We start from the raw sequence: 14,191 nt of genomic DNA, 5'->3' as shown, positions 1-14,191 counted from the left end.
CCACAGTCCATTGCTTTTTCAACTGTTTCTATAACATCTGCCCTTATTACCTTCGGAATTCTTTTAATTTTTTTCTTTAAAAAGTTTTGCCAATTATCTTGCAATATTTTTTTTAATGTTACTTTAGTCATCTCTTCATCTCTCTTTTTTCAATACTTATACATATATTTTAGCAAGTTTTCCACAGATTTTGAAATTTTATAATTTCCTACTTAATACAATGAAAAAATTCGCTTCATGCTATCGCATGGCTCATGTCGCCAACGAGTCCTAACGGACTCCGTTGCTCAAAATAGTTGATACTTTTATTCAGTTACCAAAGTTATCAACAGTTTAAAAAATTTATAATTTCCTATAGAGTGAAAAAAGAGGCTATAAATCTTGAAGATTTATAGCCTCTTTTTTTGATTAAACACTTATTTTATTTAATTCAGAATTATTTAGAACATCTTTTGGACATCCTACTTTAACTATTTCTCCTTCTTCTAAAATTACTACCCTATTAGCAATACTTATAGCATCATCTTTATCATGTGTAACAAAAATAGATGTTGTTCCTGTATGTTCTATTATTTTCTTTAATTCTTCTCTTATTTTGCTCTTTAAATTTGCATCTAAATTACTAAATGGCTCATCCATAAGAAGTACTGAAGGTCTAGGTGCTAATGCCCTTGCTAATGCAACTCTTTGCTGCTGACCTCCACTTAGTTCATGAGGATATCTATCTTTAAATTTTTCTAAATTTACAAGCTGTAATACTTCTTGTATTCTTTTGTTTTGCTCTTCTTTTTTCATATTCTTTAACCCAAATCTAATATTTTGCCTAACTGTCATATGAGGGAATAAAGCATAATCTTGAAAAACCATTCCTATTCCTCTTTTTTCAGGTAACACAAAATTATTATCATCTACTATTAAATTATTATCTATTTTAATTGTCCCACCATTTGGAATTTCAAGCCCTGAAATCAATCTAAGAACAGTACTTTTACCACTTCCACTTTGACCTAAAATGGAAATTATTTCTCCTTTTTCTATATCAATATGAAAATCCTTTATAGTTTCTTCTTTAGAATTTTTATATTTAAAACTTAACCTGTTAATTTCAACAAACATTATTAATCCTCCTTATCCCCAATTTTATAAAAGAAATAAATTGAAATAAAACTTATAATAACTATTATAAGAGAAGCTATAGAAGCTTCATGAATCATCTCATCATTAGCATATTCAAAAACCTTTGTAGCTAAAGTATTAAAGTTAAAAGGTCTTAAAATTAATGTAAGTGGTAATTCTTTTAAAATATCAACAAACACTAATAAAAATCCACTCAGAATTGCAGGTTTTATCATTTTTAAATCCACTTTAAAAAAAGTTTCAGTTATACTCATTCCCAACATTCTAGATGCTTCATAAAATTTAGTACCAACTTTTTCAAAACCTGATTCTACAGAGTTATAACCTATTGCTAAGAACCTTATAAGATAAGCAAAAATAAGCATTACTATACTAGTACTTAAAACTAATTTTTTCGAGTTATTATTTATAATTTTATAAATCCAATATAATTTATTATCTAAATTTATAAAAAGTAATATTACACTTATTGCTATTACAGCAGCTGGTATAGAGTATCCTATTAATGTAGTTTTTGAATATATTTTTGAAATTAAGCTATTATTTATCCTACAGTAATTTGCAATTATAACTGCTATTATAATAACTAATAATGCAGAAAATGATGCTATGAAAAAAGAATTTAAAATGAGCTCAAAAAATTTAAAGCTTAATATTTTCTTATATGTAAGTAAACTCCAATAAAGTAATTGTAAAGTTGGAATTAAAAAACCTAAACTAAAAAATATAAAACAAAAGATACATGCAAAGTACCCTTTTATTCCCTCTAGTTTTATACGAGAAATGGGTCTAATTTTTGTTGTAGTATAGCTAAATCGCTTTCTTCCTCTTAAAAACTTTTCTAATATTAAAATGCAAAATACTATAAGCATTAATATAGAAGATAATTTAACTGAAGAATCCATATCTCCCATGGAAAACCATGTTTTAAAAATTGCTGTACTAAATGTAGGAATACCAAAATAGCTAACTACACCATAATCATTTAAAACTTCTAGTATAACTAAACTAGCTCCTCCTACAATAGCTCCTCTTGATATAGGAAGTACTATATGTAGAAAAATCTCAAAAGAGTTTCTTCCTAAAACTCTTGCATTTTCTATTAATGATGAAGATTGCTTTTCTAAAAAAGACCTTGTAATAATATATACATAAGGAAACAAAAACATTGTAAATATAAATACTGCACCCTTCATTGACATAATATCAAAATATTTTTGATTTACTTGTATGTTTAAGTTATTTCTTAAAAAGGTTTGAATAATTCCTGTATAATTTAATATCCCATTGTATGTATATGAAGCTATATACGGAGGAAATGCAAGAGGTAAAATTAAACTCCATTTAAAAAAAGATCTAAACGGAAAATCATATACAGAAATAAGCCACGATAAACTTATGCCTATTAATATTGTAAATAAACCTGTAAATAAAATTAGTGTAAGAGAATTTATGATATAATCCTTTAGAAGATATTTCTTTATATGAATCCAGTTTTCATTTGGTTCTTTAAAAATATTAATTAAAATATTTAAGTTAGGTAGTATTACTAATAATATAAAAATAAAGCTTAATATTGACCATATATTTAAATTTAATTTTAAGTTTCTAACTTTAATCAATTTTTTACACTTCCTTTTCACTTCTTATTGTTAAAGCCCAATATTGCATTTAATCAATATTGGGCTTTATAAAGTATAATTACTTCCAACCAACTTCGTTAAATATTTCTACTGCTCTTTTATTGTTTTCTCCTAACTTATTTAAGCTTATGTTTTGTGTTTTAAATTCTCCCCATGATTTTAATAAATCAGAAGGCTCAACATTTTTATTTACAGGATATTCATAATTAGCTTGTGCAAATAATTTTTGTGCTTTTTCACTTGATAAAAATTCTATAAACTTAATTGCATTTTCTTTATTTTTAGCGTATTTAGTAACTCCAGCTCCACTAACATTTATATGAGTTCCTGTTGTATCTTGATTTGGGAAAAATACTCCTACTTGTTTACCTACTTTTACTTCTTCAGGATCAGAAGAATTTAATAATTTACCTATGTAGTAAGTATTCATTATTGCTATATCACCTTCACCTGCAACTACAGCTTTGGCTTGATCTCTATCATTTCCTTTTGGCTCTCTAGCCATATTTTCCACTAATCCTTTTGCCCACTTTTTAGCTTCTTCTTCACCATTTATTTCTATAAATGAAGCAAGTAATGATTGATTATATATATTAGACGATGATCTTACTAAAATTTTTCCTTTCCATTTTGGATTTGTTAAATCTTCATAAGTTGATAAATCTGAAGGATTTACCCTATCTTTTGAATATACTAAAACTCTTCCTCTTACTGTTAACCCATACCACTGATTATCTTTATCTCTTAAGTTTTCTGGAATATTATTTTCTAAAGTTTCACTTTCTACAGATTGTAATAAATTTTGTTCTTTTGCTCTATGTAATCTTCCAGCATCAGCTACAATTAAAATATCTGATTCTGTATCTTCTCCTTCTCTTGCAAGTCTTTCAATTAATTCATCTGATTTTCCTTCAACGACATTTACTTTTATACCTGTTTCTTTAGTGAATAATTCATATAATTCTTTATCTGCATCGTAATGTCTAGAAGTGTATAGATTTACAACTTGTTCTTCATTACCTGCTACTTCCTCATCACTACTTGAACAACCTACAAGTAGAAAAACTGAAAATACTAAGCTTAATAAAGCCAATATTAATTTTCTTTTCATTTTTGAAACTCCTCCTTTTTTTATAAGAATAATTCAAATCAGTTATTAATTACTGTTAATTGATACTGATTATTATTCGTTTTATCAATATGATATTAACTTATCATTTCGTATTTGTCAATACTTTATTTTAAATAAAAAAATACACTCATATTTATGAGTGCATTTTTTATTTAAAATATTGCTTTATGATTATAGAAATAACCTACTACATTTATCATAAAAATAATTGCCATAAAAGCACTAAAAATTCCTAAATAAAGTTCTCTTTTTTTCATATTTAAACCTCCATTACAATTTCAAATATACCCATTTTGAACAATACATAAACAATTTTATATATATATAAATTCTTATAGTTATTATAAAAAAGTCTTTATTCTAAAGATTTTACAATGTAGACTTTTTTGAAATTTCATGGCGCCAACGAATTCTAACGAATTCCGTTGCTTAAAACTCATAACGGAATTTATATTTATCCACAATTTAAATAGGAATATAATTTCCTATTCATTATAAAAAAATTTTGTCACAGTTTTGTTACAATTATTTATATATTTTAAAATTTGCATCTAATCTATCCATTTCAAACCAAAATCTCACACCACCATCCACATTATCCACTCCAAAATCATTATTATGAAGTTCCTGGATACCCCTAACAATAGATAACCCAAGTCCAGAGCCTCCATAATCTCTTGTTCTAGCTTTATCTACTTTATAAAAGCTTGTCCATATTTTATCTAATGATTCTTCAGGTATATGTTTTCCTGAATTAAAAACATATACACGAACTTTTTGCTCTTCACTTTCTATACTAATGCCTATAATTTTTTTATTATCTACATGATTAATTGCATTATTTATAAAGTTTACTAATATCTGTTCTATTCTAATAATATCCCCATTTACAACTATATTTTCTTTACTTCTAAATCTTAGATCAATTCCTTTTTCTTCAAGAATATTTTTATACTTACTAATAACTTGATTTATAACAGATGATATATCAAAATCAGTTCTTTCTAACTGAAAGTATCCAGATTCAATTTGAGATAAATTTAATAAATCCCTTACTAACTTATCCATTTTTTTAGCTTCATCCATAATTACTTCACAGTAAAAGTTCTTACTTTCTTCATCTTCCATTACATTTTCAATCAAGCCTTCCGCATATCCTTGAATTAAAGCTATAGGTGTTTTTAATTCATGTGAAACGCTAGAAACAAATTCTTTTCTCATTTCTTCTAACTTTCTTTCTTTTTCTATATCTTGTATTAGCTTTTGATTTTTTTCATTAAGTTCTGAAATAGCACTATCTAACTGATTAGAAAGATGGTTTATAATATTTCCAAGCTCTCCTATCTCATCATCTTCTGTAATACTACACTTTTTTGTAAAGTCAAGATTTGCCATGGCTTGTGCAATATTTTTAAGCTCTAATATAGGTTTTGTAAACCTTTTAGAAAATATTAAAGCCCAAATACTCCCTAATAAAATAGATAAAATACCTGTAAATAACATGAAATCATTTGCAGTAGCTACACTTTCTGATATAGCAGCTAAAGGGATTCTTAATATCAAAATATCACCATTATTTAATATAGTTTGTAAAGCCAAAAAATCTATTTTAAGTCTTTGATCCTTTTGAGTTACAAAAACGAACCTTCCATCTACTATATTTCGCTTTCTCAAATTACTCAGTACTTTATTATTAAATATCCTTATCTCTTGTTTAATTCTCTTTAAATCAAATCTTTTATAATTAGTTTTATATTTTATACCTCTTTCATTTAAAATAGTTACATTAGCTCCTATAGTTCGTTCTAATATTTCAAGTTCTAAAGCTATATCTTCTGAATTCCCTTTATATAAGCTATCTATTATCTTACTATTCTCAATTAACATATTTTTTTTCTTAGAAATATAGTACTTTTCAAGAAACTGGGAGTTCAAAAACCAAGAAAATACTACAAAAAATATAACAATAAAACTAATCCCCCTAAAAAGCCTTAATCTTATAGATTTTTTCATTTTTCCACCTCAAATCTATATCCAACCCCTCTTACTGTTTTGATTAGTTTACTTTGTTTTTCTAGTTTTATTCTAAGACGATTAATATGAGTATCTACAGTTCTTAACTCTCCAAAATAATCATATCCCCATATTTTATTTAGAATCTGTTCTCGTCCTAAAGCTTTGCCTTTATTTTCTACCATATATAATAAAAGTTCATACTCCTTAGGACTTAAATCTATAGCTTTTCCTTCAACGTAAACAATATGAGCATTTTCATCTATTTGTAGCCCATCAAAAGATTTTATTTTATCCTCTTTTCTTTCAACTCTTCTTAACAAAGCATTTACTCTAGCTACTAATATTTTAGGGCTAAATGGCTTTGTTACATATTCATCTGCTCCCATTTCAAATCCAAACAACTCGTCAAACTCTTCACTTCTTGCTGTAAGCATAATAATTGGAACATTTGATATTTTTCTAATTTCTCTACAAACTGTCCAACCATCATACTCAGGCATCATAACATCTAATATAACTAAGTCTATTCCTTCTTCTGTGTTAAAAATATCTAATGCTATTTTCCCATTTTCAGCCTCTATAGCAATATATCCCTCTCTTTTTAAAAAATCTCCAACTAATTTTCTTATTCGAAGTTCGTCATCAACTATTAATATTTTTTTTGCAGACATAACTTCATCTCCTTTTATCATTTTTCATTTATTATAGCAAGTTAGATAATATTTAGTCTAGTTTCACAAATTATAAAAGGCTCTTTGTGAATAAGAACAAAGAGCCTAAACATCATTTACTTAATATCTCCATGAATTTCTTGATTTATTGATTCTATTACTTTATTATTTTCATCTAAAATTAAAATTTTAGGTCTTAGATTCCTAGCTTCTTTTTCATCTACAAGACAATAAGCAATTATTATTATATTATCACCAGGCTGAACTAGCCTAGCAGCTGCACCATTAAGGCATATTATTCCGCTATCTCTTTCTCCTTCTATAACATATGTTTCAAGCCTTGCCCCATTATTATTATTCACAATTTGAACTTTCTCCCCTGGAAGTATTCCTGATTGTTCTAAAAGAAAAGAATCTATTGTTATACTTCCTACATAATTAAGATCTGCTTGTGTAACTGTAGCTCTATGTATTTTAGATTTAAACATATTAAGTAGCATTACTATACCTCCAAATAGATGTTATCAATAAGTCTGGTTTTTCCAATTCTTACAGCGAGTGCAATAAAAGATCTTTTTTCTACAGTTTCTATATATTCTAAAGTATCGGCATCTACTATTTCAACATAATCAATTTCTATAATACCTTGAGTTTTTATTTTATTTATAATAAAGTGTTTTAATTTTTGTGCATTTTTTTCACCATTTAAAAACATTTGTCTTGCAGCAAATAGTGATTTAGAAAGTATTAAAGCTTGTTTTCTTTCTTCTTTATTCAAATAAGCATTTCTAGAACTAAGGGCAAGTCCATCCTCATCTCTAACTAAAGGACAAGATATTACATTTATATCATAACAAAGATCATTTACCATTTTTTGTATTATAGCAACCTGTTGTGCATCTTTTTCTCCAAAATATGCATTTGTAGGATTTATAATATTAAATAACTTTGCTACTACGGTTGTAACCCCTTTAAAGAATGTAGGTCTTGATTTTCCACAAAGTTTTTTTGTTATTTCTCCTTCTACATTTACAAATGTTGAACTGTTTTCTTTATACATTTCATCTACTTCAGGAGTAAATACAATATCCGCTCCTGAATCTATTGCTAATTTATAATCTCTCTCAATATCTCTTGGATAACTATCAAAATCTTCATTAGGTGCAAATTGAGCTGGATTTACAAATACACTAACTACTACTAAATCATTTTCTTTTCTTGCTCTTTTAATAAGTGATAGATGTCCTTCATGTAAATATCCCATCGTTGGCACAAATCCTATAGAAAATCCTTTTTCATTAGCTTGTCTTTTTATTTCTTCTCTTACTTCTTTTACTGTTTTTATAAGAGTCATATATAATTCTCTCCTTTTAATAAAGCTTTTTTAAAATATCCTCATCAATTGAAAAAGTATGCTCCTTAGATGGGAATTCAGTAGATTTTACTTCAGATATATATTGCTTTGTTGCATTCATAATACTATCTTTTAAATTTGTATATTTTTTTACAAACTTTGGAGTAAAATCTGAAAACATTCCAAGCATGTCATTAGTAACTAAAACTTGTCCATCACAATTGTTTCCTGCACCTATTCCTATTGTAGGTATAGTAAGTTTTTCAGTTATTATTTGTGCTAATTTTGCAGGAATCCCTTCAAGTACTATTGCAAAAACTCCTGCTTTTTCAAGTTCAACAGCATCATTTATTATCTTCTTAGCCTGATACTCACTTTTTCCTTGAACTTTAAATCCTCCAAACATATTTATAGATTGAGGAGTTAAGCCTAAATGTCCCATTACAGGTATTTGAGCTTTAGTAATTGCCTTTATTTTGTCTACAACTTCAACTCCACCTTCTAATTTTACCGCTTGAGCCTTACCCTCTTGTATTATTCTACCAGCGTTTCTAACTGTATCTTCTGTATTTATATGGTAGGATAAAAAAGGCATATCTCCAACTATTAGGGCATTCTTTGCTCCTCTTGCAACAGCTCTACAGTGATGAATTATATCATCTACAGTTACTTCGAGAGTTGATTCGTATCCAAGCACAACCATTCCAAGAGAATCTCCAACAAGTATGCTTTCTATACCTGCTTCATCAATAAGTTTTGCTGTTGAATAGTCATATGCTGTTAGCATTGTTATTTTTTCATTTTTATTTTTGGCTTCTAAAAAAGACGTTACAGTAAATTTTTTATTCATCATTCATCCACCCCTTGTAAAATATTTTTTAAAGTTTCAATTTTTTCTTTATCTCGTGATGGAACCTTTGATGAAAGATCTAACGTCATAAGAGCCATGGCTTTATAAAAAGAAAGTTTATCAGGAATATTCACCTTTATTGAATCTAAATGATTCTCTATTGTATTACTATCTCCTCTAGATATTGGACCTGTAAGTGCATTTTTACATCCCAAAGTCTTAATATTTTCAATAGTTCCTTCAATTAATGGATAAACTGCTTCAAAAGCACTCTTTTCATCTATTCCTATTGAATTAAAAAAAGAAAAACCAAAATCCATTAAAGTCACTAAATAGTTTGAAATCACACATGCTCCTGCATGATATATACTTTTAAAATTAGAGTCAATTTTAAAATACTTATTTCCTGATTTTTTCAAAATCCACTCCAAAACATTTATTTTTTCAATGTTGCCTTCAATTGTAAAAACTGTACTTTCAAGTTTTTTGACTGAATTTTCTATATCTGCAAAAGATTGTAGCGGATGCATTGAATAGATATAACATCCAAAATTCATAACACTATTTAGTATACTTGATGAGTGTGAACCACTCATATGAACTAATATTTGACCTTTATTTAAAATATTTTCCTGAGACAATTGATTTACTACACTTTTTATTGCATCATCATTAGTTGTAATAAAAATAATATCTGATAACTTAATCATAGGTGATAATCTTTTATATGCTATCGAATTTGTCAAATATGCTGCTTTTTTTGCTGATTCAAAACTTTTACTATAATAACCAATTACATCAAATCCCTTTCGGCTTAAATAAAGTCCGAAGGAGGTACCTACTTTACCTGCACCTATAAAACAAATTTTCACATACATCACTTCCTAAATAAAAATACCCTCTCTGCCTTCTAAAAATAGACGCAAAAAGGGTGTAAAAAACACATTACTTATACCACTGTCTCAGTCCTTAAAGGCTCAAAGCAGAAAATAAAATATTAAATTTTTTAATTATAAAGGTAAATTCCAGTCTAATTAAATGTGTATGGCTCTTATGATACCACCACAATAATATATTAACATAATTCCTTTAAACAATATACAAATTTCTGAATAAAAAATGCTAAATTTACTATTCTATTAACTTAATCTAAGAAATATTTTTTTTATAAAATTTATAGCCATTCTTTGCCTCTTTCTTTACATTATACATTGCAATATCAGCATTATTAATAAGTGTATTAACATCATCCCCATCAAATGGATATATGCTTATTCCAATACTCATACTAATAAATATTTTATTCTCCTTAATAAAAAATGGTTTAGTAGTACAATTAATAATATTTTGGGCAATTTTTTCTACAGCTTTAACATCTTCAATATTAGGAATAAAAATAATAAATTCATCTCCACCTAAACGAGAAATAATACTTTCTTTATCAATATTGTCTTTTAATCTCTTTGTAATATGTTGTAATAAAACATCTCCTACATAGTGTCCAAAATAATCATTAATATTTTTGAAATTATCAAGATCAATAAAAAATACAGCAATCTTTTCATTGTTATTAAAAGCTTTTATTAATAATTCTTCTGATTTATCATAAAAATAATGTCTATTAGGAAGATTAGTAAGAGCATCATAATGAGCTTTATATATAATTTTATTCATATAAAAACAGCTAGCTATAAAAAATATAATATATACAAATAATATAATTCCTAAGAAATAAATAAAAGTTAAATAACCTTTATTGTAAATATATTTAATCTTATCAATTTTTAATATTAAAGCTGGATTTTCATATATATCATATATAATAGAATATCCATAAATATGATTCTTATTTATATTTTCAACCCATACACTTGATTTATTTATAAAAGGATTACGTAAAGTTTTAACTTCTTTTGGTATTTCATATTCATTTAATTCTTCCAACTCTATACTTAAATTAGTTTGCTGTGACAATTGACTAATTTTATTAGAATCTATATAACGGCCTATTATAAGTATACCATTAATAGGTCCCTTTAAATAATCTGTTACAACAGGATGTGAAGAAATCATCATCTTTCCTTCTGGTAGAGATATAATACCTGTAATACCTCTTGTTGGCTTTGAAAAATTAAGTAAAGGTGATTGTTTGTTTATTTGTTTAATTAAACTATCAGAAACAGAAATTTCACTATAATTTACTAAATCAAAACCCTTTTTATATACAATATTACCTTCTTTGTTAATTAATATAAATACATTAAGCTTATTGATTATAAAAGTTTCATCCATTAAATTTTTTTCTATATAATCTGGATTTTTACCTTGAACAAAATCATAAGTTTCATCCCACGCTGCATAATCTTTATTTGTCATACTCAAATTAAAAAAGTCTTTTTCTAGAGCATTTACAACTTGTTTTATTGCCTTATATGTTTCCTTTTTTTCTAAATTTTCAAAATTACCCAAGATAACAATATGTGATATGAAATATACAAAAATAATCATTACAATACTAATTAAACCAAAAAAGTTAAAAGTTTTCTTATATAGCTTCATATATTCTAATGAAAAAACAATGTTTTTCTTATCCCTTATAACTTTCATTCAATCTACTCCCTAATATGTTGATTTGTTTTATTGTTATGTAAAATATAATAGGTGCCTATCGACAATAGACACCTATACGTATATTAAATATTAAGTATATTTCGCTAAACTGGCAGTCATAAGGTAACTCCCTTTAGACCCATGTCTTTATCTCCTTACCTTTCGATAAGTTTGCTATTATCGAATTTTATATTATAATTTAATTATTTAGGCTACAAATATATATTTATCCCTATTTTTATTAGTTCTATAGACTTATTTTACCAGATACTTTAAAACTCTTCCATCATTTTTGCTATTTTTTTATTTAAACATCTAGATAAACAATAAAATCTCCCATAAACCAAATAAAACTCACTTTTTATGATTATATAACTTAATCATAAAAAATGAGTTTATATTAATATCTATTTATTTATTAATTCTATAAGCTTTTCCTCTATGTAATCTACTAAAATCGTATCACCAATAGTAACCTTATCTTCTTCATATAAATCTGGTTTAACCCTAAAAAAATTAATTATAAGCTTGTTATCTTCAATTAAATATTCATCTTGATGTCCAGGAATAAATACTACTTCAAGCTCTTCGTATTTTGAATTTTCATTTTTATTATTTAATCTATCAATTATTGAATCTAAATTTAGAATTTTTATTGGTGCTACCATCATATTAGTATATTCTAAATCCTCCATCATCCACATATTATTATTCCAAAACTTTCTTTCTTTTTTACTTCCATTATTTAATAGTTCTCTATTTGATATAGCACTAAGTACCTTTCTTACAGATTCACCATTAAATTCATCATCATATATGTACTTCATTTCTGGAAATTCAGCTATATTATTCATATAAGCCTCTCCAACCTTTTCCCTTTCACTAGTTGCTTGCCAGTAATAAAGCATTCCTTCAATAATATCTAATTTTACTTTTATCCTTTCTATCATACCAACACCCCTTTAATTAAATTTTCACTAAGTTAATTATATTATATCTCATATTTCAAAGCTACCATATTTTAGCTTTCCATTGATGCACTCTCAAGAGAATATCCTTCTTACTCCTAGTCTATATATTTTAGGTACAAAAATACTTTTACTTTAATACTGTGAACTACCACCGAGACAAGCAACGGTGGCTTCGTGAGAGGTTTGATATTTAAGTTTCCACCTTAACAGGCAACCCTTACTCTCAACGGGGAGGACACACTCCCTTTATCCCTCATAGTTTTAACTATTTCGGGAATACATTTTTCTTCTTTTCTTAATATATTTAGACTTCCATTAACATCTGCATTTACTAATCCAAAATTTGATTTAAAAAGTCCTCTAACCACTCTGCGAGTTTTATCGTAGTATTTTTTAGTTATAGGCTCTAAATCAAAAGCACTGCAACCACTTGTATAACTTTCTTCTCTGAATTTAACTTCAATCCCTTGAAGCTTAGCTTTATATTTAATTTGTTTTGCAAGTCTTTGAATTGGTATTTGTACAAAAGATTTATTGTAATTCATATCTTGTTTGATACCTTTAATTTTACCTATAACTATCTTTTTCACCTTATGTTTTATTGCTTTATCTATGATATTTTTGCTTACTTTATGAAGATAATCATTAACATAATTATTTCTATATCTTCTTAATGAATTAATCTTTTTAGTGTTTTTAAATTTATCAGAACCTATTTTCTTCATCTCAATGCTTTGGTAATAAGCAATTTTCTTATTTACAAAAGCATTAATACCTTTAAGTTTTTTACCACAAAAAAGATAAGTTTCATTTCCATCTTTAAAAGTTAATGTAGCAAGATTATCCAAGCCTAAATCAATAGCCATAACATTAGTATTATCTATTTGTTCTAATTTCTGCTTATTGTATATTACAATCAAATACCATTGTTTTAAAGAATTATCCCATTTTATTCTTACTTGTTGCAATCCATTCCAATCTATAAGGCTTTGAAGTTTATCAGAAACCTCAAAATTTAAACTGTCTACCTCAAACAGTTTTTGAATTGCTTTAGAAAGAGATAACATTAATGTATTTTCTTTAAATCTAATAGCTAAATTAGTAAATATAATTTCATTTTTTCTGTTCTCCATATTTTTAAATTTAGGTGGTTTAGGTAATCCATTATACTTATGTGGATTTATTTTATAGTCTTTAATACTTGCAAAATATGATTTCCAATTTTGCTCTAATACTTTAAAAGTTTGTTGCCTTGTATGACTATGAAGGAAGTCACAGTGCCAATTAGACTTAAAAATATTTTCTACTTCTACATAGGATTTAAAACCATTTTTTCTTAAATCATAGTTCACTATGTTGTATAGTTTTGTTGTATGAAAAGATAATTCTTCTATAATATTTAACTGTTTAACTGTAAAACTTGGTTTAAATTTAAACGATAACTTCATCTTTTCACCTCCCTCTATATACTTTTATTTTCTCTTAAATACTCTCTATTTCTTACAATTTCATAAATTGATAGATCTATAAAAGTGCAATTTTACTTGAAAAATTTTACAGTTAAATAGCCAAAGTCATTTCTATGCAATTTTCAGATACTCAAAAATTTTATTAATAGGTTCACCTTGTATTGCAGCATTATAAATATTAATAAGTTGTGTTTTTCTTAAATTGTTTTGTATTTTTTTAAATCCAGTGTTGAAACTTAAGGCTACGCCTGAACATAATTTGGAGTAAGTGTAAGCTACTAACATTATTATTAGATATCTAGTAATACTTTTTTGGCTTCTAACTTGATATCCATTTA

The 14,191-nt window shown here is 26.4% G+C and carries 12 protein-coding genes, 1 pseudogene and 1 riboswitch; all 13 genes and pseudogenes read right to left on the bottom strand.

From position 1 onward, the window contains the following. Nucleotides 1-408 precede the first annotated feature (408 nt). The gene (locus BUA77_RS10935) at nucleotides 409-1,116 is read right to left on the bottom strand and encodes an ABC transporter ATP-binding protein (protein WP_072890130.1); all 708 of its coding nucleotides are present in this window, start codon (nucleotides 1,114-1,116) and stop codon (nucleotides 409-411) included. 2 nt (nucleotides 1,117-1,118) lie between these two features. Further along, on the bottom strand, nucleotides 1,119-2,759 hold the full coding sequence (locus BUA77_RS10930) for an ABC transporter permease (protein WP_072890127.1): 1,641 nt from the start codon (nucleotides 2,757-2,759) through the stop codon (nucleotides 1,119-1,121). A 79-nt stretch (nucleotides 2,760-2,838) separates the two neighbouring features. Further along, complete coding sequence (locus tag BUA77_RS10925; RefSeq protein WP_072890125.1) at nucleotides 2,839-3,891, bottom strand: Fe(3+) ABC transporter substrate-binding protein; 1,053 nt, start codon at nucleotides 3,889-3,891, stop codon at nucleotides 2,839-2,841. Between the two features lie 546 nt (nucleotides 3,892-4,437). After that, nucleotides 4,438-5,925, bottom strand: a complete 1,488-nt coding sequence (locus BUA77_RS10920) for a sensor histidine kinase (protein WP_072890123.1) — start codon at nucleotides 5,923-5,925, stop codon at nucleotides 4,438-4,440. Next, nucleotides 5,922-6,599, bottom strand: a complete 678-nt coding sequence (locus BUA77_RS10915; protein WP_072890121.1) for a response regulator transcription factor — start codon at nucleotides 6,597-6,599, stop codon at nucleotides 5,922-5,924. The genes BUA77_RS10920 and BUA77_RS10915 overlap by 4 nt, the downstream gene beginning before the upstream one ends. Before the next feature lie 116 nt (nucleotides 6,600-6,715). Beyond that, the gene (gene panD / locus BUA77_RS10910; RefSeq protein ID WP_072890119.1) at nucleotides 6,716-7,099 is read right to left on the bottom strand and encodes an aspartate 1-decarboxylase; all 384 of its coding nucleotides are present in this window, start codon (nucleotides 7,097-7,099) and stop codon (nucleotides 6,716-6,718) included. A 2-nt stretch (nucleotides 7,100-7,101) separates the two neighbouring features. After that, nucleotides 7,102-7,953, bottom strand: coding sequence for a pantoate--beta-alanine ligase (gene panC, locus BUA77_RS10905; protein WP_072890117.1), 852 nt, complete (start codon nucleotides 7,951-7,953; stop codon nucleotides 7,102-7,104). A 16-nt stretch (nucleotides 7,954-7,969) separates the two neighbouring features. Further along, nucleotides 7,970-8,806: a 3-methyl-2-oxobutanoate hydroxymethyltransferase gene (gene panB / locus BUA77_RS10900; protein WP_200773961.1), complete on the bottom strand. Its 837-nt coding sequence runs from the start codon at nucleotides 8,804-8,806 to the stop codon at nucleotides 7,970-7,972. Next, the gene (locus BUA77_RS10895) at nucleotides 8,803-9,675 is read right to left on the bottom strand and encodes a Rossmann-like and DUF2520 domain-containing protein (RefSeq protein WP_159428979.1); all 873 of its coding nucleotides are present in this window, start codon (nucleotides 9,673-9,675) and stop codon (nucleotides 8,803-8,805) included. Before BUA77_RS10895 ends, panB begins: the two co-directional genes overlap by 4 nt. 277 nt (nucleotides 9,676-9,952) lie before the next feature. After that, entirely contained in the window at nucleotides 9,953-11,410 is a 1,458-nt protein-coding gene (locus BUA77_RS10890; protein ID WP_072890111.1) for a diguanylate cyclase domain-containing protein, read from the bottom strand. 103 nt (nucleotides 11,411-11,513) lie between these two features. Then, a riboswitch (cyclic di-GMP riboswitch) is annotated at nucleotides 11,514-11,599 on the bottom strand. A 221-nt stretch (nucleotides 11,600-11,820) separates the two neighbouring features. After that, entirely contained in the window at nucleotides 11,821-12,363 is a 543-nt protein-coding gene (locus tag BUA77_RS10885) for a TDE2712 family protein (protein ID WP_072890109.1), read from the bottom strand. A gap of 224 nt (nucleotides 12,364-12,587) precedes the next feature. Further along, on the bottom strand, nucleotides 12,588-13,832 hold the full coding sequence (locus tag BUA77_RS10880) for an RNA-guided endonuclease InsQ/TnpB family protein (RefSeq protein WP_072890106.1): 1,245 nt from the start codon (nucleotides 13,830-13,832) through the stop codon (nucleotides 12,588-12,590). A gap of 132 nt (nucleotides 13,833-13,964) precedes the next feature. Further along, nucleotides 13,965-14,191 (bottom strand): annotated as a pseudogene (locus BUA77_RS14270) (IS701 family transposase); the annotation flags it as partial.

Origin of the sequence: Tepidibacter formicigenes DSM 15518 (assembly GCF_900142235.1) — a bacterium.
In the GTDB taxonomy this organism is placed as follows: domain Bacteria; phylum Bacillota; class Clostridia; order Peptostreptococcales; family Peptostreptococcaceae; genus Tepidibacter; species Tepidibacter formicigenes.
Note: the sequence above shows the minus strand (reverse complement) of the source record. Positions and strands in the feature narration are given on the sequence as shown.